This is a genomic window from Tsukamurella sp. II2bb (genome assembly GCF_057815145.1).
Window position 1 is genome coordinate 92,661 of record NZ_JBYPZI010000012.1, and the last position, 20,582, is coordinate 113,242.

26 protein-coding genes are annotated in these 20,582 nt (G+C 71.5%); 9 read left to right on the forward strand and 17 right to left on the reverse strand.

The features are described from left to right. Positions 1-20: 20 nt before the first annotated feature. Positions 21-182: a BldC family transcriptional regulator gene (locus tag AC21LY_RS22100; protein WP_074850913.1), complete on the reverse strand. Its 162-nt coding sequence runs from the start codon at positions 180-182 to the stop codon at positions 21-23. A gap of 177 nt (positions 183-359) precedes the next feature. Between AC21LY_RS22100 and AC21LY_RS22105 the strand changes: the two genes are divergently transcribed. The 3 genes from AC21LY_RS22105 (at position 360) to AC21LY_RS22115 (ending at position 2,585) form a co-directional block, all read left to right on the forward strand. After that, entirely contained in the window at positions 360-659 is a 300-nt protein-coding gene (locus tag AC21LY_RS22105) for a DUF4229 domain-containing protein (RefSeq protein WP_489048727.1), read from the forward strand. Continuing rightward, on the forward strand, positions 656-1,777 hold the full coding sequence (gene cds1, locus AC21LY_RS22110; protein ID WP_489048728.1) for an L-cysteine desulfhydrase Cds1: 1,122 nt from the start codon (positions 656-658) through the stop codon (positions 1,775-1,777). Before AC21LY_RS22105 ends, cds1 begins: the two co-directional genes overlap by 4 nt. 256 nt (positions 1,778-2,033) lie before the next feature. Beyond that, entirely contained in the window at positions 2,034-2,585 is a 552-nt protein-coding gene (locus AC21LY_RS22115; protein WP_489048729.1) for a LysR family transcriptional regulator, read from the forward strand. A 133-nt stretch (positions 2,586-2,718) separates the two neighbouring features. Here AC21LY_RS22115 and AC21LY_RS22120 read toward each other — a convergent pair whose 3' ends face one another. From AC21LY_RS22120 to AC21LY_RS22155, 8 genes are all read right to left on the reverse strand, one after another. Next, entirely contained in the window at positions 2,719-3,129 is a 411-nt protein-coding gene (locus tag AC21LY_RS22120; RefSeq protein WP_489048730.1) for a DUF6188 family protein, read from the reverse strand. Then, complete coding sequence (locus AC21LY_RS22125; RefSeq protein ID WP_489048731.1) at positions 3,126-4,001, reverse strand: 1,4-dihydroxy-2-naphthoate polyprenyltransferase; 876 nt, start codon at positions 3,999-4,001, stop codon at positions 3,126-3,128. Before AC21LY_RS22125 ends, AC21LY_RS22120 begins: the two co-directional genes overlap by 4 nt. Before the next feature lie 20 nt (positions 4,002-4,021). Then, positions 4,022-5,827: an acyl-CoA dehydrogenase gene (locus tag AC21LY_RS22130; protein WP_489048732.1), complete on the reverse strand. Its 1,806-nt coding sequence runs from the start codon at positions 5,825-5,827 to the stop codon at positions 4,022-4,024. 67 nt (positions 5,828-5,894) lie between these two features. Next, on the reverse strand, positions 5,895-7,064 hold the full coding sequence (menE, locus tag AC21LY_RS22135; RefSeq protein WP_489048733.1) for an o-succinylbenzoate--CoA ligase: 1,170 nt from the start codon (positions 7,062-7,064) through the stop codon (positions 5,895-5,897). After that, positions 7,061-7,414, reverse strand: coding sequence for a DUF3349 domain-containing protein (locus tag AC21LY_RS22140; protein WP_489048734.1), 354 nt, complete (start codon positions 7,412-7,414; stop codon positions 7,061-7,063). The genes menE and AC21LY_RS22140 overlap by 4 nt, the downstream gene beginning before the upstream one ends. Before the next feature lie 145 nt (positions 7,415-7,559). Further along, positions 7,560-7,871 carry a DUF3349 domain-containing protein gene (locus AC21LY_RS22145; RefSeq protein ID WP_489048735.1) on the reverse strand — a complete coding sequence of 104 codons (312 nt, stop codon included), beginning with the start codon at positions 7,869-7,871 and terminating at the stop codon, positions 7,560-7,562. Between the two features lie 10 nt (positions 7,872-7,881). Then, a complete protein-coding gene (locus tag AC21LY_RS22150) occupies positions 7,882-8,184 on the reverse strand; it encodes a hypothetical protein (RefSeq protein ID WP_489048736.1) in 303 nt (100 codons plus the stop codon). A 3-nt stretch (positions 8,185-8,187) separates the two neighbouring features. After that, positions 8,188-9,438, reverse strand: a complete 1,251-nt coding sequence (locus AC21LY_RS22155; RefSeq protein ID WP_489048737.1) for an inorganic phosphate transporter — start codon at positions 9,436-9,438, stop codon at positions 8,188-8,190. Between the two features lie 206 nt (positions 9,439-9,644). Here AC21LY_RS22155 and AC21LY_RS22160 point away from each other — a divergent pair, with 206 nt between their 5' ends. Together AC21LY_RS22160 and AC21LY_RS22165 are read left to right on the forward strand one after the other, a co-directional pair. Then, entirely contained in the window at positions 9,645-10,784 is a 1,140-nt protein-coding gene (locus AC21LY_RS22160; RefSeq protein WP_489048738.1) for a BTAD domain-containing putative transcriptional regulator, read from the forward strand. A 167-nt stretch (positions 10,785-10,951) separates the two neighbouring features. Beyond that, positions 10,952-11,296, forward strand: coding sequence for a VOC family protein (locus AC21LY_RS22165; protein WP_489048739.1), 345 nt, complete (start codon positions 10,952-10,954; stop codon positions 11,294-11,296). 5 nt (positions 11,297-11,301) lie between these two features. Here the strand turns inward: AC21LY_RS22165 and AC21LY_RS22170 are convergent, their stop codons facing one another. From AC21LY_RS22170 to AC21LY_RS22180, 3 genes are read right to left on the reverse strand one after another with little or no spacing between them, the layout of a single operon-like run. Continuing rightward, a complete protein-coding gene (locus tag AC21LY_RS22170; protein WP_489048740.1) occupies positions 11,302-11,772 on the reverse strand; it encodes an SRPBCC family protein in 471 nt (156 codons plus the stop codon). Between the two features lie 31 nt (positions 11,773-11,803). Beyond that, a complete protein-coding gene (locus AC21LY_RS22175) occupies positions 11,804-12,223 on the reverse strand; it encodes an HIT family protein (RefSeq protein ID WP_489048741.1) in 420 nt (139 codons plus the stop codon). A 6-nt stretch (positions 12,224-12,229) separates the two neighbouring features. After that, entirely contained in the window at positions 12,230-13,156 is a 927-nt protein-coding gene (locus AC21LY_RS22180; RefSeq protein WP_489048742.1) for a 1,4-dihydroxy-2-naphthoyl-CoA synthase, read from the reverse strand. A 24-nt stretch (positions 13,157-13,180) separates the two neighbouring features. On the opposite strand from AC21LY_RS22180, the gene AC21LY_RS22185 reads away from it, so the two are divergent. Then, positions 13,181-14,152 carry an o-succinylbenzoate synthase gene (locus AC21LY_RS22185; protein WP_489048743.1) on the forward strand — a complete coding sequence of 324 codons (972 nt, stop codon included), beginning with the start codon at positions 13,181-13,183 and terminating at the stop codon, positions 14,150-14,152. Positions 14,153-14,166: 14 nt separating this feature from the next. Here AC21LY_RS22185 and AC21LY_RS22190 read toward each other — a convergent pair whose 3' ends face one another. Beyond that, positions 14,167-14,628: a C40 family peptidase gene (locus tag AC21LY_RS22190; RefSeq protein ID WP_489048744.1), complete on the reverse strand. Its 462-nt coding sequence runs from the start codon at positions 14,626-14,628 to the stop codon at positions 14,167-14,169. A gap of 97 nt (positions 14,629-14,725) precedes the next feature. Between AC21LY_RS22190 and AC21LY_RS22195 the strand changes: the two genes are divergently transcribed. After that, positions 14,726-15,199 (forward strand): hypothetical protein, encoded by a 474-nt coding sequence (locus AC21LY_RS22195; RefSeq protein ID WP_489048746.1) that lies wholly within the window; start codon positions 14,726-14,728, stop codon positions 15,197-15,199. A gap of 39 nt (positions 15,200-15,238) precedes the next feature. Here the strand turns inward: AC21LY_RS22195 and AC21LY_RS22200 are convergent, their stop codons facing one another. Then, positions 15,239-15,871: a TetR/AcrR family transcriptional regulator gene (locus tag AC21LY_RS22200; protein WP_489048747.1), complete on the reverse strand. Its 633-nt coding sequence runs from the start codon at positions 15,869-15,871 to the stop codon at positions 15,239-15,241. Between the two features lie 107 nt (positions 15,872-15,978). On the opposite strand from AC21LY_RS22200, the gene AC21LY_RS22205 reads away from it, so the two are divergent. Further along, positions 15,979-17,421, forward strand: coding sequence for an amidase (locus AC21LY_RS22205; protein ID WP_489048748.1), 1,443 nt, complete (start codon positions 15,979-15,981; stop codon positions 17,419-17,421). Here the strand turns inward: AC21LY_RS22205 and AC21LY_RS22210 are convergent. From AC21LY_RS22210 to AC21LY_RS22220, 3 genes are all read right to left on the reverse strand, one after another. Then, on the reverse strand, positions 17,418-17,585 hold the full coding sequence (locus AC21LY_RS22210) for a hypothetical protein (protein WP_489048749.1): 168 nt from the start codon (positions 17,583-17,585) through the stop codon (positions 17,418-17,420). The two genes, AC21LY_RS22205 and AC21LY_RS22210, sit on opposite strands and share 4 nt — an antisense overlap. 75 nt (positions 17,586-17,660) lie before the next feature. Next, entirely contained in the window at positions 17,661-18,926 is a 1,266-nt protein-coding gene (locus AC21LY_RS22215; protein ID WP_489048750.1) for a saccharopine dehydrogenase family protein, read from the reverse strand. A gap of 64 nt (positions 18,927-18,990) precedes the next feature. Further along, positions 18,991-20,085 carry an AbrB family transcriptional regulator gene (locus tag AC21LY_RS22220; protein WP_489048751.1) on the reverse strand — a complete coding sequence of 365 codons (1,095 nt, stop codon included), beginning with the start codon at positions 20,083-20,085 and terminating at the stop codon, positions 18,991-18,993. 74 nt (positions 20,086-20,159) lie between these two features. Here AC21LY_RS22220 and AC21LY_RS22225 point away from each other — a divergent pair, with 74 nt between their 5' ends. Continuing rightward, positions 20,160-20,573, forward strand: a complete 414-nt coding sequence (locus AC21LY_RS22225) for a MarR family transcriptional regulator (RefSeq protein WP_489048752.1) — start codon at positions 20,160-20,162, stop codon at positions 20,571-20,573. Positions 20,574-20,582: the final 9 nt, after the last annotated feature.

The window sequence follows — 20,582 nt, forward strand, 5'->3', positions numbered from 1 at the left end:
CAGAGCGCTCGGCCGCCGTGCTACGCGGTGGTGTTCTGATTCAGTAGAGCAAATACTTCCGAGGCCCGGAAGCGACGGTGCCCGCCGGGGGTGCGGACGGAGCCGAGGAGGCCCGCACCGGCCCACCGGGTGACGGTTTTGGGGTTGACGTTGAACAGAGCGGCCACCTGGCCTGGGGTCATGAGCCGTTCGGGCTGACGGGGAGCAGCGGCCCGCGGGTCTGCTGCGCGCTGGGCGAGGTTCGGGTGTGCCGTGGTCATGATGCCCAGTATGCAGTGATTTGCCCGAGTACTCGAACATCTATCGGAATGTCAAGTATTGGTAAAGTCGCATTTCGGGCGGCGAGTAAGATCGTGGCCATGACCGATACGAGTACGGCTAAGCGGACGCTCGCCCGCGCCCTTGTTTTGTATACGGCGTTCCGCCTGGGACTTGTCGTCGCCGTCTTCGCCGTGCTGTACGGCATCGCCTCGCTCTTCCTCGACGAGGTGCCCCCGGTTCCCGTCGTCCTCTTCGCCATCGTGGTCTCGCTGCCGCTGTCGATGGTGGTGGGCACGAAGCTGCGCAACCGCGTCAACGAGAGTGCCGCGGTGATCGACGCCGCCCGCAAGGAGAAGCGCAACGAATTCCGCCGGCGGCTACAGGGCGTGGACGAGTGACCGTCGTCTGCGATCGGTCCGCGGACCGATCGTGGGTCGACAACGCTGTCCGGCTGATCGAGGCCGACGCGCGGCGCAGCGCCGACACGCACCTGCTGCGGTTCCCGCTGGGGGAGTGGGCGCGGGCTTCCGGCTCCGGCGGTGCGGACGGCGCGGGGATCGATCTGTACCTCAAGGACGAGACCACGCACATCACCGGGAGCCTCAAGCACCGTCTGGCCCGGTCCCTGTTCCTGTACTCGCTGTGCAACGGGTGGGTGCGGGAGGGCACCACGGTGATCGAGGCGTCGTCGGGCTCGACGGCGGTCTCCGAGGCCTACTTCGCGAAGCTGCTGGGCCTGCCCTTCGTCGCCGTGATGACGAAGAGCACGTCGCCCGCGAAGGTGGCGCTCATCGAGCGCGAGGGCGGCACCTGTCACTTCGTGGACCGCGCCGACGAGGTGTACACCGAGGCCGCGCGTCTCGCCCGCGAGCGGGGCGGGCACTACATGGACCAGTTCACGCACGCCGAGCGGGCCACGGACTGGCGGGGGAACAACAACATCGCCGAGTCGATCTTCTCCCAGCTCTCGCTGGAGGAGCACCCCGAGCCCGCGTGGATCGTGGTCGGGGCCGGTACGGGCGGCACGTCGGCGACGATCGGCCGCTACATCCGGTACCGCCGGTACGCGACGCGGCTGTGCGTGGTGGATCCCGAGAATTCGAGCTTCCTCCCCGGTTTCGAGGCCGGCGACTGCACGGTCGAGACGGGGCAGTCCTCGCGGATCGAGGGCATCGGCCGGCCGCGCGTGGAGCCCTCGTTCATCCCCGAGATCGTCGACCGGATGGTGGGGGTGCCCGACGCCGGCTCGATCGCCGCGGCCCGCATCGCCTCGTCGCTCCTCGGCCGCCGCGTCGGTGGCTCCACGGGGACCAATCTGTGGGGCGCCTTCGGCGTGATCGCGGAGATGGTGCGGACGGAACGGTCCGGCAGCGTCGTCACCCTCCTCGCCGACGACGGTGACCGCTACCTCGACACCTACTTCGACGACGCCTGGGTCGCCTCGAAGGGTTTCGACCTCCTCCCGCCCACCCTCGCCCTCGAACGCTTCCTGGCCGACGGGACCTGGCGGGAGTAGGGCGCCGGGTCCGGGTCCCTGGGCGCTGCTGGGCGGCCGCGCCTATTTTCGGGTGGCGTGACTGCTCCGAAAAGCCATGCGTCCGACGCATGGCTCCTGTTTCCGCAGATCAGAGCGTTTTTTCCGAGTGCGGGCCATGCGTGTCGCGCATGGCCCACTGACCTCGCCGCCGCGCTCGCCCCTCGGCAGATCGCGAACGGGCTCACCAGCCCGCCGACGCGCGAAAGTTGTCAGTGCCCAGCGGTACCGTCCCGACATGTCCGATATCGAGAGGTTGCGGGTGGTGGCGACGGTCGCCCGTACGCACAGCATCACCGAGGCGGCGCGGGTGCACGGCGTCGCGCAGTCCACCGTCACCAGGTCCGTCACGGCCGCCGAGAAGATGCTCGGCTACCCCCTCTTCCGCCGCGGGGCGCGCGGCGCGGAGCCGACGACGGGCGGTCGAGCGGCGATCACACTGATCGAGCGCATCGTCAGCGGGTTCGACGAGCTCCGCGCCCTCGGTGCCGGCCGACCCGCCATGCTCCAGCTCGCCCACCGCGCAGACCTACCGATCCCCATCCGCCTTGAGGACACGGTCGTCCTGTGGAACCGCAAGAACGAGCCCACAGTCGAACCGGTCGTCGTCGAGGATCCGGTGGCGGCGGTCCGCGCCGGCGAGACCGCGTTCGCCGTGGTCAGCAACAGCGGCCCGCTGATCCCGGACATGGAGACCGTCGTGGTCCGAGTCACGCGACTCGAGCGGATAGAGCTGCTGCACCGGCCGGACCCACCTGCCGAGATGGCCGCCTTCCTGATGCGAGTGTGACGGTGCCGTCGATGGTGGCCAATGCGTGCGGCGCATGCCCCGGATCGTCGAAACTAGCCTTGACCTGCGTTTATTGGAGCCATGCGCGGCGCGCATGGCTGATTCGACGAGAGGGCGGGATTTCAGGGGGCGTTCACGGCCCGAACTGCATCAGGCCGCCGTCGGGCAGTGACACGATGAGCATGGTGCCCACGTGCAGTTGCCACGCCTCGAATCGGGTCCCGGGCCCGGATCGGAGAACCGTGCGGCCACCGGCCGGGATGATCCGAATCTCACCCGACTCGTACACCTGTACCTCGACGGGGCGCCCCACGCGCAGGTGCGGTTCGAGCGCAGCGATCAGGGACGGTCCGTCATTCGCGATGTCCTCTGCCTGGATGCTGCGGCGGTCGCCGTCCGCGGAGTCGATGTGGATCGGGTCCTCGATCATCAGGTGAGATTCGTCGTCGAACCGGAGGACCACGTTGAAATCGTGGACGACCACCTCTGCGACCGCGGCCGAGAGTGTCAGCCGGACATCGCCCTCGTCGGCCAAGCCCGTCACGCCCCCAGGAACAGCCCGACCGCGGCGCCGAGGGACCAGACCAGCATGGCGAGGCCGGTCTGGGCGAGGGCGGGGATCAGTGCGGGGCCCTGGCCGCCGCGGAGCACGGGGAGTGCGGCGCGCACCGCCAGCGGCGCGGACAGCAGGGCGAGCAGCGCCCACGGCGTGGCCACGGCCGCCAGAGCCAGGCCCAGCACCGTCGGGGCCCCGGCCAGGACGGCGAACAGGACGCGCGTGCGGGCATCTCCGAGCCGCACGGCGAGGGTGATCTTGCCGGACTCGCGATCGGTGGGGATGTCGCGCAGGTTGTTGGCGACGAGCACGGCGGAACTGTACGAGCCCACCGCGCACGCCGCGAGGACGCCGGCGACGTCGATACGCCCGGCCTGTACGAACTGCGTGCCCAGCACCGCGACCAGGCCGAAGAAGACGAAGACCGCCACCTCGCCGAAGCCGAGGTAGCCGTAGGGCTTCGAGCCTCCGGTGTAGAACCAGGCCCCGGCCACGCAGACCGCGCCCACGAGGATCAGCCACGGCGCCGACGTCAGCGACAACGCCACGCCGGCGACGCCGCCGACCCCGAAGCACGCGAACGCCGCGCGCTTGACCGCGGCGGGCGAGGCGAGCCCGGACCCGACGAGCCGCAGCGGCCCGACTCGGTCGTCGTCGGTGCCGCGGATCCCGTCGGAGTAGTCGTTGGCGAAGTTCACGCCGATGATCAACGCCAGCGAGACCACCAGCGCCAGCAGCGCCTTCCACCACACCGCCCCGCACAGGAAGGCCGCCGCCCCCGTACCCGCGATCACCGGGGCGATCGCGTTCGGGAGCGTGCGGGGCCGGGCTCCTTCGAGCCACTGCGCTGCGGTTGCCATGCACCCAGCCTATGCAGCGGCTACAGAACCGAGGTGTCCAGGTCGAGCGTGGTGCGGTCGAGCCTGGCCAGCAGGTCGAACTCGGTGTGCGCCTTGGGCAGCTCGTAGACGAAGAAGTACTGCGCGGCCGCGCGCTTGCCGCGGTAGAAGGCCTCGTCGCGCACCGTGCCGTCCTCGGCGACGGTGGCCAGCGCCTGGTCCAGCCACAGCCACGCGACGACGACGTGGCCCAGCCCGTCCAGGTACGCGGTGGCGTTCGCCAGCGACAGCGACGGGTCGCCCGTCCCCCCGAGCGTCATCGTGACCTCCACGGCGCGCTGCGCCGCCGCCCGCAGTGCCTCGGCGTGCGGGGCGAGCTCGGGCACCGTCGAGGCCCGGGCCGCAGTGGCCTCGATCCGGCCGAGCAGCGCCCCGAACGCGGCGCCGCCGTGCTGCGGGACCTTGCGCCCCAGCAGGTCCAGACCGTGGATCGCCTTGGCGCCCTCGTGGATCGCGTTGAGCCGGTTGTCCCGGTAGAGCTGCTCGACGTTGTAGTCGCGGGTGTAGCCGTAGCCGCCGTGGATCTGGATGGCGTAGTCGTTGGCGCGGGTCGCCCACTCGCTGGGCCAGCTCTTGATGATCGGGGTCAGCAGGTCCAGCAATTGCGCGGCCGCGGCCCGCTCCTCCTCCGACGGTGCCGTGTGGGCGTCGTCGACGAGGCGCGCGCCGAACAGTGCGAGCGCGAGCCCGCCCTCGACGTAGCTCTTCTGCGCCAGCAGCATCCGCCGGACGTCGGGGTGCTCGATGATCGGGACCTGCGGCCCCGTCGGAGCGGTGACCGGCCGGCCCTGTACGCGGGTCTTGGCGTATTCGAGGGACTGCAGGTAGCCGGTGTAGCCGATCGCGGAGGACGCGAGGCCGACGGCGACGCGCGCCTCGTTCATCATCTGGAACATCTGCACGAGGCCGCGGTTCTCCTCGCCGACCAGGTACCCCGTCGCCCCGTCGAGCGAGAGCAGGCAGTTCGTGGTGCCCTTGTTACCCATCTTGTGGTTGAGGCTCACCAGGTTGACGGCGTTGCGCTCGCCGACGGTGACCGCCCCGTCCGGCCCGGAGACGACCAGGTGCTTCGGCACGATGAACAGCGAGATGCCCTTGACGCCCTCCGGCGCGCCGGGGACCTTGGCCAGCACGAGGTGGACGATGTTCTCGGTCATCTCGTGGTCGCCGCCGGTGATCCACATCTTGGTGCCGGTGATCGCGTAGGTGCCGTCCTCGCGGCGCTCGGCCTTGGCACTGATGTCGGCCAGCGCCGAACCCGCGTCCGGCTCCGAGAGACACATGGTGCCGGTGAACCGGCCCTCGATCATCGGCTCGAGGAACAGGCGCTTCTGCTCGTCGGTGCCGAAGGAGCGGATGACGTTGCCGTTGCCGAGCGTGAGGCCCGAGTAGACGGTGGTGGAGACGTTCGCGGCCTGCATCCACGCGAACGCGGCCTTGCTGACCAGCGACGGCAGGCCGATGCCGCCCTCCTCGGCGGGCAGCTCGGCGAAGGTGAAGCCGGCCTCGTTGATCGCGTCGAGCCCGGCCTTGGTCGCGGGCAGCGTCTTCGCGGTGCCGTCGGGCTGGATCGTCGGCTCGTTCGCGTCGGCGTCCTTGTAGTGGTTCGACAGCTTCTGCACCGCGATGTCGGCGGCCAGGTCCAGCGCGGCGTCGAAGGTCTCCTTGGAGTGGTCCGCGAAGGCCTCGCGCTTGGTCAGGTCCTCCGCGTGCAACCACTCGTAGAGCAGGAAATCGACGTCACGCGGGTTGAGCAGCGGGGTCTGCGCTGCGATGTTCTGCTTCACGGTTCTCCGATCCGGGCTGTGGTCTGGCGAGCCATCTTACTCGGCAGTAACTTTACCCGGATTTCCTTCATTCGTGAATATTTGTGACCAGCTCCGCCAGCGCGCGCCGGTCGACCTTCCCCGGCCCGCGCCGCGGCAGCTCGTCCACGAGGTACACGGCGCGAGGCGCCGCCGTCCGGTCCAGGTCGGCCTCCACGGCCGCGCGCAGGGCCTCGACGGTGACCGCCCCCGCCGGCGTGCCCGGGGTCCGGACGACCGCCGCTGCGACGCGCTCGCCGAGCCGCTCGTCGGGCTGCGCGAAGACGGCGACCTCGGCCACCCCGGGCACGCGGGCGAGGACGGCCTCGACGACCTGGGGGAGCACCGTCAGGCCGCCGGTGGAGATGGCCTCGTCGAGCCGGCCCGTGACCGTCAGGACACCGTCGGTCAGCGTGCCCGCATCGTCCGTGCGGAAGTACCCTCGTTCCGCGAACGCGGGATGCTCGGGCAGGTTCCGGTAGCCGAGGGCCACCGTCGGGCCGCCGAGGACGACGCGCGCCGTCCCGGACGACGGAGCGCCGTCCAGGCGGATCTCGACGCCCGGGAGGGGCACCCCGTCGTAGACGCAGCCGCCGGCCGTCTCGCTCATGCCGTACGTGCGGACCACGCGGACGCCGGCGGCGAGGGCGGCCTCGCGGACCGGGACGGGGCACGCGGCGCCGCCGACGAGGACGCCGTCGAACCGGGCGAGGGTCTCGGTCGCCGACGGGTCGGCGAGCACCTTGACGAGCTGCGTGGGGACGAGGGAGACGTAGCGGCGCTCCGCGGTCATCGCGGCGTAGCCGGCGGCCAGGGCGGCGGGGTCGAAGCCGCGGGAGACGTCCAGGCCCACCGGCGCGTGGCCGGAGGCGAGGGAGCGGAGCATCACCTGCACGCCCGCGACGTGGTGCGGCGGCATCGCCAGCAGCCACTGCCCGGGGCCGCCGAGCCGCTCGTGCGTACCCGCGGCGCTGGCCGCGAGATTGGCGCGGGTGAGCATCGCGCCCTTGGGCGTCCCCGTGGTCCCGGACGTGGCCACGACCAGGGCGGCGCGCTCGTCGATCGGCGAACCCGCGGCCAGCGCGTCCGCCAGGCGGGCCGCCTCCCGCGGATCGTGCGCGGGGACGGGCAGCCACGCCGGCGCCGTGCCGTCCAGCAGGGCCTCGAGCTGCGGGAGCGCCGATTCGACGGTGCCGATCGGGAGCGTGGTGAGGTTCACTCGCCGTGGGTCCGGGGGCAGCCGTCGGGGTTGAGCGGGGCGTCGTCGAAGGGCCAGCCCTTGCGCTCCAGACGCTCCCGGACCCGGGCGATGTCCTTCTCGAGCGGCATCTCGTGCGTGCGTCCGCTGATCGCGACGCCCGCGTCCACGCGGGTGATCGGCTCGACGCCCTCGGGGGAGAGGTGGACGTGGTCGATCAGCTCGCGGGTGACCTGCTTGACCTCCTCCTTGGTCAGCTGGCGGTCCAGGAGGGCGAGGAGCGGTTGATAGTCGGTGCTGGGCACCCCGTCGGGGTAGCCGGCGCGCAGCCAGTCCACGATCTTGGCGAGGAAACCCGAACCAGAACTCATGAGAGATCCACCTCCGGTGCGGTGCGCCACGGGTGGCGCAGTGTCGTGCAGTGCCGTGAGGGGGTCATCGCGAACGGCCCCCTATGCCTGTGACCAGGATAGGGGGCCTTCCGCGCTGCCGCGATCGACAGCCGGGCGTACGTACTCAGTGAGCGAAACCGGTGAGCGGCCAGCCGCCGGCCGCGAGCTTGCTCGCGACCTGGCGCAGGTCCTGATCGCTCGGCTCGGACTGCGTGACCTTCGCGATCGCGGCCTCGATCTGCTCGCGGTGCACCTCGTCGGGGCGGTTCGCCAGGATGCGGCCGATGACGGAGTTCACCTCGTCCTCGGTGAGCTGCTTGGTGAGCAGGGCGAGGAGGGGGAAGTAGTCCTTCGGCGGCACGCCCTCGGGGTATCCGGCGCGGAGCCAGTCGAGGACCTGGGCGAGGACGCTGTCCTGGGTGTTCTCAGTGGTCATGGTCCCGCTCCTACTTCTTCTTCTCGAACCACGGGTAGATGTGCTCGAAGGTGAGCTCGTACTTGAAGCCCGACGCGACGATCATCGCGATGCCGAGGAGCACCGCGGCGATGACGATGACGAAGGCGATCGCCGCGAGCACGTTGCCGAGCGGGTTCGGGGCGTGGACGGTGCCGTCCTCCCGCTCGTGCCCGTTCCCGACGGCGAGGCCGCGGACACCGAGCGCGAACAGGGCGGGCAGGCCGGCGCCGAGGACGAGGCCCACGAGGAGCACCTTCCAGACCGCGGCGAGGGCGAGGGAGATGGTTTCCATGTCTTAGACCTTCGCAATCTTCTCGTCGGCGACCGGCGCGACCGCATTGGTCTCGTCGTCCCATTCGGCGTTGACGTTGTTGGAATCGATCTTCTGCTGCTGGGCACGCCAGTACATGTACCCCGACAGCGCCACGAGAATCACGAAGGCGACGAGCGGGCCGGCCAGCGTCGGGATCTTGGCGGCGACGAACCACATCACCGCACCGACCACGGCCGCGGCCGGCAGGGTGATGACCCATGCGGCGACCATCCGGCCGGCGATGTTCCAGCGGACCTTCGCGCCCGGCTTGCCGACGCCCGAGCCGAGGATCGAGCCGGTCGCGACGTGCGTGGTGGAGAGGGCGAAGCCGAGGTGGCTGGACGCCAGGATGATGGTGGCCGACGAGGCCTCGGCGGCCATGCCCTGCGGCGAGCTGATCTCGATCAGGCCCTTGCCCAGGGTGCGGATGATGCGCCAGCCGCCCAGGAAGGTGCCGAGCGCGATGGCGACGGCGCACGCCACCTTGACCCAGAACGGGACGCCGTGGGTGTCGTGCCAGGCGAGCGGGCCGGTCGAGTCGGGGGTGGAGGCGCTGTAGCCGATGAGGGCGAGGGTGATCACGCCCATGGTCTTCTGCGCGTCGTTGGTGCCGTGCGCGAGCGAGACGAGCGAGGCGGTACCGATCTGGCCCCAGCGGAAGCCCTCCTCGGTGAAGCGCTCGGCGACGCCGGCGACGATCTTGAAGATCAGGTAGGTGCCGACGGCGGCGACGAGACCCGCGACCACGGGTGCGAACAGCGCGGGCATGATCACCTTGCCGACCACGCCGTCGAGCTTGCCGTGGCCGATCCAGACGACACCGGCGCCCGAGGCGAGGGCGGCGCCGACGAGGCCGCCGAACAGCGCGTGCGAGCTCGAGCTGGGCAGGCCGAGCAGCCAGGTCAGCAGGTTCCAGACGATGCCGCCGATCAGGCCGGCGAGCACGATGACCAGCAGCGCGCGGCCGTGCTGCTGCGTGAACTCGACCTTCGGTGAGCCGTCCTTGTTCTGGATCTTGATCACCGCGTTGGTCACGGTCAGCGCGACCTCGACGGACAGGAAGGCGCCCACCAGGTTCAGGATCGCCGAGAGGCTCACGGCCGTCTTCGGCTTCAAGGCACCGGTCGCGATGGACGTCGCCATCGCGTTGCCCGTGTCATGGAAGCCGTTGGTGAAGTCGAAGGCGAGGGCCGTCACGATCACCAACAGCAGGATGATCAGTTCGCTGTTCATGATCAAATAGTGCGGCCCGAGGGGCCTTTCCTCCAAACAGGTGAGACGGCTCAGTTGCTCCTTTGACCTGCGGATTCGCGATCGTCTGACGAGCGTTCACCAGATGTTCATTCAGTCTGTTCGCAGACGCGCCGTTTCGTGTCCGATTTGTAACGGTTTCCGGCGGGCGACGGAGGCGCTCGGCGGGCCGCGACTAGTATTCGCGCATGGCGATTTTGGATATCCGCGTGCTGGGCCAGGTCTCGCTCTCCGTGGACGGCGCGCCCAACGAGGTGTCGGGCGTGAAGCCGCGGTCGGTGCTCGCGCTCCTCGTGATGAACCGCGGCCGTGCCGTCACCGTCGACTCCCTGAGCGAGCAGGTCTGGGACGGCAATCCGCCCGCCTCCGCGCGCGCCAGCCTGCAGGTCTTCGTCAGCGGGCTGCGCAAGGCGCTGCGCGGGCCGTCGGGCGATTCGGGGCTCCACGAGCTGCTCGGTACCTCCGGGTCGACGTACCGCCTCGACCTCGAGCCGGAGCAGTCCGACGTGGGCCGGTTCGACGCAGCCCGCAGGCGGGGCGCCGAGCTCGCCGCCGCGGGCAGGTACGACCAGGCGTCGCTGGCCTTCGCGTCGGCCCTGTCGGAGTTCCGCGGCGACGCCGTCGCCGACCTGCGCGGGCTGCAGTTCGCCGACAACTTCGCGATCGGCATGGCGGAGGAGCGGGCCGCGGTGCAGTCCGCGATGTACGACGCGGAGATCGCGGCCGGTCGGGCCGCGTCGGTGATCGGCGAGCTCCGCCGCCTCGTCTCCGAGCACCCCCTGCAGGAGCCGCTGTGGGGGCAGCTCATCACGGCGCTCTACGTGACGGGCCGCCAGGCCGATGCGCTGGAGGCGGCGCGGGAGCTGCGCCGGGTACTCGCCGACGAGCTGGGCGCCGACCCCACGCCCGCCCTGGTCGAGCTCGAGCGCAAGGTGCTGCGGCAGGAGCAGCTGGCCTTCGCGGCCGCGCGCCCCGTGGCCCAGCCGGGCGACGGCCGCGCCTTCGAGAAGACCGAGACCGACGTCACCGTCGCCGCGGCCGGCCCGCGCGGGACGCTCACCGCCGCCGACGGCACCGAGTACCCGGTGCACGGCGAGGTCCGGCTCGGCCGTCTGCCCGACAACGACATCAGCATCGACGACACCAAGGTCTCGCGCGAGCACGCCGTCATCACCGGCTCCGTCAGCGGCTTCGCAGTCCGCGACCTCCAGTCGTCCAACGGGACCTACGTCGGGGACCGCCGCGTCGCCGGCCAGCTCCCCCTGTCCGACGGTGACGAGCTCACCCTGGGCCGCACCACCTTCCGGTTCCGGGTGCTCGAGGAGTAGGCGGGCGGGGTCGCATGGGACGAGTCGCCGGGGGTGGGCCAGCGGTGCGGAGCCGCGCCGGCGCGTGTGTCAGCCATGCGTGTCACGCATGGCTTGGATAAGTGCAGGTCAACGCACTTTTTCAGCGGGCGGGCCATGCATTGCGCGCATGGGGCTATCGTGGGCGGGTGATCAACGGGGCGCACATCATCCACTACTCCACCGACGCGGACGCGGACCGCGCGTTCCTGCGCGACGTGCTCGGCGTCGAGGGGGTGGACGCCGGCGGCGGCTGGCTGATCCTGCCGCTGCCCGCATCGGAGATCGCCGTCCACCCCACCGACGGCGCGGCGAAGCAGGAGCTGTACTTCATGTGCGACGACGTCGAGGCGGAAGTGGCTGCGCTGCAGGCGAAGGGGGTCGATACCGCGCCCGTCACCGACCAGGGCTGGGGCCTGCTCACCTCGCTGACGCTCCCCGGCGGCGGTGCGATCGGGCTGTACCAGCCCCGGCACCAGCGCGCCCACGGCTGACCGTCTCAGCCCGAGCGGTCCAGCTTGCCGGCGCCTGAATCGTCGTCGGTGAGGAGCCGGGCCAGCAGGTCCAGGTCCTTGGTCATGGCGGACCGCATCGCCCGAGCCATGACGGGCGCCGCGACGCGGGCGAAGCCGCTGGGCGTGCCCCGGTTGCGCAGCCGCATCAGCGTGCCGCCGGTCACCGTCTCCCAGGTGTAGACGGTCTCCATCGGGAAGGGGCCGTCGGCGGTGCGCATCACCATCCGCTCGCCCGGAACGAGTTCGGTCACCTCGTACGTGTAGGCCAAAGGCCTTCCCAGGAACCGCGCCTCGAAGTCCATCCGCGAGCCGATCCGCACCGGTGGATCCGTCCGCCAGGCGACGGACCTGATGTTGGCGTACCACCGCGGCGCGTTCGATGGATCCCCGGCGAACCCCGCGACCCGCTCGCGCGCAACGGGAATCACTCGCTCGACCGCGACATCGACGTCCATGCGAGCACGATACGCGGCGCGCCGGCCGGCATCAGTCCGGCAGGGCGTCCCGGAGAAGGGTGGCGGCATCGTCGGACCTGCGGGGCCGGCGGCGGAGGAACCGGCCGAGCACGGACCGCTTGTCGCCGGCGAACCGCGGAATGACGTGCAGGTGAACGTGATCGACGGTCTGCATCGCGACCCGTCCGTCGTTGACGACGAGGTTCACCCCGTCCGCCCGGAGCCCGCCCTCGCGCGCGGCCCGCGCCAGACGGTGCCCGAGCGCGAACATCCGTGTTCCGTCGTCGGCGGGGAGGTCGGCGAGGCGCGCCGCGTGCCGCTTCGGGACGACGAGGGTGTGCCCGGGGCTGAGCGGGCGCACGTCGAGGAAGGCGATCACCTCGTCGGTCTGGGTGACGACCGCCGCCGGTGATTCACCGGCGACGATCGCGCAGAAGACGCACTGCGGCACGGTGACTCAGTAGTAGTACGGGAACGGCGACCAGTCGGGGGCGCGCTTCTCGAGGAAGGAGTCCCGTCCCTCGACGGCCTCGTCGGTCATGTACGCGAGGCGGGTGGCCTCGCCGGCGAAGAGCTGCTGCCCGACGAGCCCGTCGTCGGGGAGATTGAAGGCGTACTTGAGCATGCGCTGCGCCTGCGGACTCTTACCGAGGATCTTCGCGGTCCACTCGAGCGCGACGTTCTCCAATTCGTCGTGGTCGACGACGCGGTTCACGGCGCCCATCCGGTGCATGTCCTCGGCGCTGTACACATCGCCCAGGAAGAAGATCTCCCGGGCGAACTTGTTGCCCACCTGCTTGGCGAGGTAGGCGCTGCCGTAGCCGGCGTCGAAGCTGCCCACGTCGGCGTCGGTCTGCTTGAACTTCGCGTGCTCGCGTGAGGCCAGGGTCAGGTCGCAGGTCACGTGCAGCGAGTGCCCGCCGCCCGCGGCCCAGCCGTTGACCAGCGCGATCACGACCTTCGGCATGAACCGGATGAGCCGCTGCACCTCCAGGATGTGCAGCCGTCCGCCCTCGGCCTTGACCCGGGCCTCGTCGACGCCGTCGGCGGTCGCGGCCTCGACGTCGGAGTCGTGGCTCGTCGCGTACTGGTAGCCGGAGCGCCCGCGGATCCGCTGGTCGCCGCCCGAGCAGAACGACCACACGCCGTCCTTGGGGGCCGGGCCGTTGCCGGTCAGCAGCACCGCGCCGACATCGGCGGTGCACCGCGCGTGGTCGAGCGCGCGGTACAGCTCGTCGACGGTGTGCGGGCGGAAGGCGTTGCGCACCTCCGGCCGATCGAAGGCCACGCGGACGGTGCCCTGCGTGATGTGCCGGTGGTACGTGATGTCGGTGAGGTCCTCGAATCCGGGGACCGGCTGCCACAGCTCGGGGTTGAAAGTCACGCACCCGACTCTACTGTTGGACCCGTGGTGGACATCGACGAACTGGTGGCCGCGGCGCACGTGGTGCGGCTGCCGATGCGGGTGCGGTTCCGCGGGATCACGGCGCGGGAGGCCGTGGTCTTCCGCGGTCCGGCGGGGTGGGGCGAGTTCGGCCCCTTCCCCGAGTACGGGGACGCCGAGGCCGCGCACTGGCTGCGCGCCGGGATCGAGGCCGCGTACACGGGATTGCCGGAGCCGCGGCGCGGCACCGTCGAAGTCAATGCGACGGTGCCGGCCGTGCCCGCCGCTCAGGTGCCGGAGGTGCTCGCCCGATTCCCCGGCTGCCGAACGGTGAAGATCAAGGTCGCGGAGCGGGGGCAGACGCTCGATGACGACCTCGCGCGCGTCGCCGCCGTCCGGAAGGCCCTGCCGGGCGGGATGATCCGCGTGGACGCCAACGGCGGCTGGAGCGTCGCGCAGGCGCACGAGGCGATCAGCAGGCTCGTCGCCGATGGACCGCTCGACTACGCCGAACAGCCCTGCGCCACCGTGGAAGAGCTCGCGGAGGTGCGCCGGCTGGTGGGCGGCGCGTGCGATATCGCGGCCGACGAATCCATCCGTCGCGCAGACGATCCCCTGCGCGTCGCGGAGCTCGGCGCCGCCGACGTCGCGGTCGTGAAGGTCGCGCCGCTCGGCGGCGTCCGGGCCGTGCTCGCCGTCGCGGACGCGCTGCGGGCGGCGGCGGGGGTGCGAGTGACGGTGTCGTCGGCGTTGGACACCGCGGTGGGGCTCTCGGCCGGGATCGTCGCCGCGGCCTGCATCCCCGACGGCAACGCCGCGGGCCTCGGGACCGGGGGCTTCTTCACCGCCGACCTCGGCGAGCATCCCCTGGTCGACGGCGCGCTGCGGGTGCGGGCCGTCGCGCCGACGGAGGAGCGGCTGGCCGCGGTCGAGGTGGCGGGGGAGCGGCGGGACTGGTGGCTGAACCGCGTCCGACGGTGCGCCGCCCTTCTGTAGCGAGGTCCGAGGCGCTACTTCCAGGGCGCGTACGCCCACCCGAGCAGGCGGTGCGGCCGTGGGTTGGGGGTGGGGATGATCTGGATCTGGCTGCCGTCGCCGTAGCCGCGCTTGAGCCCCTGCACGCCGCCGCTGAGGTACTTCCCGTTCCCGAGCGAGATGTCCACGTGGTAGCCGTAGTCGCTCTGGGTGAAGACCAGCGCGCCGCGCGGCGCAGGAAGTTTCGGATGGCCGAGGCCCTTGGCCGCCAGGCCCTCGTAGAAGGAGCGGGCGGTGTCGCGGGGGATACCGGTCGCGGTGGTCTTGCCGTAGGCGAAGTCGACGAAGTCCTCGCAGCCGTACTCGCCGAAGGTGTCGGTGCCCAGCAGTGTCATCCCGCGTTTGATCGCCGCCTCCACATCGGCCGCATGCGCCGCGGGGGTGCCGGTGAGGGCGATCAGCGCGGCGAGCAGGACGGTCAGCAGTGATCGGCTCATCGTTCCTTTCTAGTGCTAAGACGACCGGCGTCGTGCCGTTTTGCGATCGGAATATCGTGGGAGTCTCCTGTCAGTGGTACCGCCTAGGGTGCGGGTCATGGAGAACCTGATGACGGAGCTCGGCGCGGCGATGACCGGTGAGCAGACGGAGCGCAAGCGCAGATTGGAGTCGGTCTGGGCGCGGATCGAGCCGTCGGATCATGCGTCGAGGTGCATCGCCGCGCACTACATCGCCGACGTCCAGGACGAGCTGGACGCCGAGGTGGAGTGGGACGAGGTGGCGCTGGCCGAGTCGGTGCACGTCTCGGACGCCGATCTCCAGGCCGTTCACCCGTCGCTCAGCGTGGCGGGCTTCATGCCGTCCCTGCACCTCAACCTCGCCGACGGGTACCGGCGGCAGGGCCGGTTCGCCGAGGCGGCCGACATGCTGCAAACCAGCAGGGAGTTCGACTTCGCGCTGGACTCGGCGATCGATCCCGCCGACGCCTCGGGCATTCGCGAGGCGCAGGACCGCGTGGCCGCCCGCATCGCGGCGGCGGACAGCGGCGGCGTGGCTACCCGGGCGGAGTGACCGGCGCGGGACGCTTCCGGCCGGAACCGGGAAGCGCGGTCAGGAGGCCGGCTGGTCGCGCAGGGCTCGGGCGGCGTCCTCGTGGCCGCCCTCGAACAGCGCGCCGATCAGCATCGTGCGCAGCGCGTGCTTCTTGATCGCGATGTCTGCGGTCTCCGGCAGTGCGGAATCGAGCACGGTGAAGCCGTTGATCAGGGCGACGACCCCGCGGGCGGTCTCCGGGCCGATCTCCGCGCCGGCCAGTGCCGCCGCTCCCTGCGCCACGGCGTCGGCGGCGCGGAGGTACTCCTCCACGAGCACGCGCGAGGCGGGGTCGCGGGCCGCGCGCAGGTAGGCCTCGATGAGGGCGAGGGACTCGTTGCCCCGCGCCTCCGAGGACTCGGCGAAGGCGGCGATCACCTCGTCGGGGCTCGCCGAGGTGTTCTCGAGGACGGCCGACAACACCGCGAGTCGCTCGAACTCCTCCCCGACGAAGGTGCGCATCGCCTCGTGCGTGAGATCGTCGATCGACGCGAAGAAGTAGCCGATCGTCGTGGTGGGCAGGCCCGCGCGGGCCGTCACCGCCCGGTGGGTCACGGACGCGTACCCGGATTCGCCGACCGTCTCGACCGTCGCCTCGAGCAGCGCGCGCTTGCGCTCGAGGGTGCTCCGCCGGTGTTTGCGCTCCTCCACGCCCGCAGTCTAGGCGGCCGACGAAGTCTGTACAAAGATCCAGACTCGGGCTATCGTCGATTTCTGTAAATCTGTACAGACTCGGCGTGCGCGCCGGAGGAGCTGCCATGACCACCGAGATCACCGACGTGCCGACCCGGGTCCACGCCTTCTGCGACGACGCCCTCGGCACCCTCGACGCCACCGGTGTCGCCGAGGCGATCGCCGCGGGCGAGATCGGCGTCGCCGAGGCCGCCTCGGCCGCGACCGCGCGGATCCGCACCGTCGACCCCGCGGTGCGTGCGGTGCGCTGGTGGTTGCCCGAGGGCGGGACCGGGCCGCAGGCGCCCGAGGGCGCCGCGTTCTACGGCGTCCCGGCGGCGGTCAAGGAGAACATCGCGCTGGCCGGCCTGCCCACCACGATGGGCTCCGCGGCGCTGCCCGCCGTCCCGGCGAAGCGCTCGGGCCCGGTCGCGGAGCAGCTCCTCGCGACGGGGATGAACGTGCTGGCGTCGACGGTGATGCCCGAGTTCGGCATGACCGCGAGCGCGGAGTTCGCGAACCGCGAGCCCGCCCGCAACCCGTGGAACCCGGCCTACTCGGTGGGCGGATCGTCGTCGGGAGCAGCGGCGCTCGTGGCCTCCGGCGCCCTGCCGATCGCGCACGGCAACGACGGGGGTGGCTCGATCCGCATTCCCGCGGCGCTGAACGGGCTGGTCGGGCTCAAGGTCAGCCGCGACCGGCTCGTCGGAATCCCGGAGCTGCGGGTGCTGCCGGTCAACGTCGTGTGCGAGGGCGTCCTCACGCGCACCGTCCGCGACACCGCCCGGTACGTCGCCGCCGCCGAACGGCACCGTCGCACGACGACACTGCCGCCGGTCGGGCATGTGCGCGGCCCCGGTCGGCGGCGCCGGATCGGGCTGGTCACCGAGTCGGTCACCGAGTTCGGCATCGCCGACGCCTGCCTCGCGCCGGTCCGCACCCTGGCCGACGAGCTCGCCGCGGCGGGACACGAGATCGTCGAACTGCGCATGGCGGACCTGCGCATCGACGGCGGCTTCGTCGCCGACTTCCTGCACTACTGGGGGCTGCTCGCGGCCCTGGAGGTGGGGGCGACGGCGGTCGCGGCGCGGGGGCGCGGCTCGTTGTCGGCGCTGGATCCGGTGACCCGCAGCCTGCTGCGTTCCGGACTGCTCGGGGCGCCCGCGATCCCCGGGGCGATCGCCCGGCTGCGCGCCGTGACCGGCAAGTACGAGCGGATGTTCGTCGAGCGCGGCGTGGACGCGATGCTCTCGCCGACGATGACGAGCACCACCCCGCGCATCGGCCACCTCGACCCGAACCTGCCCTTCGACGAGTTCATGGCCCGCACCATCGAGATGGTGGGGATCACGCCGCTGAACAACGTCTCGGGCGGCCCCGCGATCTCCGTGCCCTGCGGCGTCGACGATGCGGGGCTCCCTCTTGGGGCGCAGTTCGCGGGGCCCGCGGGCACGGAGTCGGCGCTGCTCGAACTCGCCTACGAGGTGGAGCAGCTCCGTCCCTTCGGGCGGATCGACCGAGGCGTCTAGCGGCGGAACCAGCCGCGCTGGGCCGGTTGCTCGGCGCCCGACGGTGCCGGGTGGCCCGGGCACCAGTCCTCGGGGCGGACCGTGGCGCGCACCTCGTCGACGTGGGAGCCGCAGCCCGTCCAGGTGGTCTTGCCGCACACGCGGCAGGTGATCGCACTGCACATGAGCCGGACCTTACACCCGCGGATCAGGTGCGCCCGCCCGCAGCGGAGGGCCCGGGGGCGACGGCTCCCGCGGCTCTACCTCAGCTCGTCGACGGTGACGGTGAAGTCCTGGGCGCGCAGGCGGTCGGCGAGGACGTCGCCGAGCGCGACGGCGGGGGTGAGGACGCCGGCGTAGGTGGGCAGGGGTGCGCCGCCGCGGGCGGTGTCGCCGTCGAGGGCCAGCGCCAGGCTGGACTCGCCGAGCATGACGGCGGTGCCGCTGTAGCCGGGGTCGAGCTTGGCGCCGATGGTCGAGCGGTAGCGGCGGCCGCTGGTGGTCCGCGTGTAGACGTCGGCGATGAACGAGCCCTTGGCCTGCGATTCCTCGCTCGGTCCCTCGCCGGGCGCGGGGAGAATGCGGTCGAGCACCGGGCGCAGCGGCTTGATCGCGAGCGCCGCCATGCCCGCCGCGAGCGCGCCCTGCACGACGTGCGAGCCGATCTTCGAGACCAGCGCGGGGCCGGGCACGGCCATGGTCTCCCGGTACGTGAAATCGGGGCCGTAGGCGAAGTCGAGCAGGCCGTTGGAGCGGCGCACCACGCGGGTGTTGTAGCTGCCCATGAAGAACGGCGCCAGGGTGCCGCTCAGCGACGGGTCGACGGTGGCGGCGTCGACGGTGGCGAGGTCGCCGGGCTGCTTCGGGGTCTCCCGCGTCGGGTCGGCGCTGAGCGAGTGCGGGCGGGCGGCGATCCGGCGGGCTTCGCGGTCGGCGGCCATCTCGTCGGCGAGGCCGATCGCGGAGGCGATGGTGCCACCGCTCGCGCCGCCGCGCAGCGACCGGATGACCAGCGTCGTGGCGCCGAGCGTGCCGGCACCGTCGGCCATGGCCTTCTCGTGGACGAGGAAGGTCCCCAGGTCCGAGGGGATGGAGTCGAACCCGCACGAGTGCACGATCTTGGTGCCGTTCGCGACGGCCTGCTCGTGGAACTTGTCGATCGACCGGCGCGCGAAGAGCACCTCGCCGGTGAGATCGGTGTAGTGCGTGCCGGCGTTGACGCACGCGCCGACCACCGTCTCGCCGTACTTCGCGTAGGGGCCGACGGTGCTGCACAGCACCGTCGTGCGCGCGACCATCTCATCGAGAGTGGAGGGCTTGTCGACGTCCGCGACGACGATCCCCCAGTTCTTCGCGCCGTCCCCGAGGCCAGCGCGCAGCTTCTCCAGCTTGGTCTGTGTCCGGCCCGCGAGGGCGATGCGCACGCCGTCCGGCGCGTGCCTCGCGAGGTGGCGTGCCGTCAGCTCGCCGACGAAGCCCGTCGCGCCGAAGACGATGATGTCGAATTCCCGAGTACCCGCAGTCATGGGCGCGATGTTAGCAGTGTTCGCATCGGTGTGCCACGGGCGCGCGACCGGCCGTTCCACGCTGCTACTCCCGGCAGGCGGCCTCGGTGGGGGACGGGACATCGTCGGACGTGCGACGGGCGCGGAAGCGCTGGAAGCCCCGGGCGGCGGCGGGGGCGAGGAAGAGCATGAGTAGCACGCGGATCAGCTGTGCCGCGACCACGAAGGTGATGTCGACGTTCGACGACGCGGCCACGGCGAGCACCGCGTAGATCCCGCCGGGCGTGGTGGCGAGGTAGCCGTCGAGCGCGGAGACGCCGGTCATCGCCGACAGCGCGAATCCCAGCCCGGCGCAGCCGATCCCGACCCCGATGATGAGCGCCGTCGCCCACGGGAGCAGGCGTGCCATCGACGCCAGCGACTCCCGGGTGAAGCCCCCGCCGGCCTGCCAGCCGATCACCAGGTAGCCGGCCGCGACGAGCGTCCACGGCACCGTCGCCCCTGCGGCGACGCCCGACAGCGACAGCGCGGCGGAGGCGATGAGCGGCCCCAGCAGTCCGCCCGCGGGCAGGCGGGTGATCCGGCCCACGGCGAGCCCGCCGGCGACGCAGAGCACGCTGAAACCGAGGTCGAACCACCACGGCCGCTCCGGCCCGGACGCGGCGGACGACGAGCCCGGCGTGCGCGGATACAGCGCCGCGACCAGGGGGAGGGAGACGGTGACCAGCGCCACGCGCAGGTACTGGACCACCGCGACCACCCGCTCGTCGCCGCCGAGCTCCCGCGCGATCGCGACCAGTCCGGACGCGCCGCCCGCAACGAGGGCGAGCGAGCCGGTGATGGAATCGGTGTCGCGGTGCCGGCCCAGCAGCGCGCCGGCGCCGACGGAGAGCAGCAGCGTGGCGAACCCGACGAGCAGCGCCGCGGGCCATCGCGAGCCGAGCGCCGCGAGGGTGTGCGCCTGCATGAGCGTGCCGATGTAGGCGCCGAGCACGCCCTGGGCGGCGAGTTGCACCGGCCGGGGGATCGGGCCCGGCGCCAGGCCGGCGAGCGCCGCGACCACCGCGCAGGCCAGCGCGGCGAACAGCGGCGCGCTGGGCACGCCGACGGCGATCAACGCCGCGGACAGCGCGCAGGAGGCGACGATCAGGCCGGTCCACCTCATCATCGCGCTGCGCATGATGACAAGTATCTGCTTGAAAAACTCCGGATGCAACCCGCGAAAGGCGCAGAAGTATGAAGTAAACTCTTGCTATGTCCGATGTCAGCGAGCTCCGCTACGGCGTGCACTCCCTTAGCCGTGAGATCCGCGCCCACCGTCGGCCGGGACCGCTCACCGAGACCCAGTACCTCATCCTCGGCAGCCTCGACCGTTACGGCCCGGCCACCCCGGCCGACCTCGGCGAGGCGCACCACGTCCGCTCCCAGACCCTGACGCCCGCGCTCAACGCCCTCGCCGACGCCGGGCTGGTGCGCCGGCGCCGGGACGACGCGGACCGCCGGCGCCAGTACGTGGAACTGACCGACGCGGGCCGCACCGTCATCGAGGAGGACCGGTCCGTGCGCAATGCCTGGCTCGAGGCGGCCATCGCGGAGCGGCTCACCGACCTCGAACGCGGCGTGCTCCTCCTCGCCGGCCCGGTGCTGGCGAAACTCGCCGACGGGTGACGCGGTCGT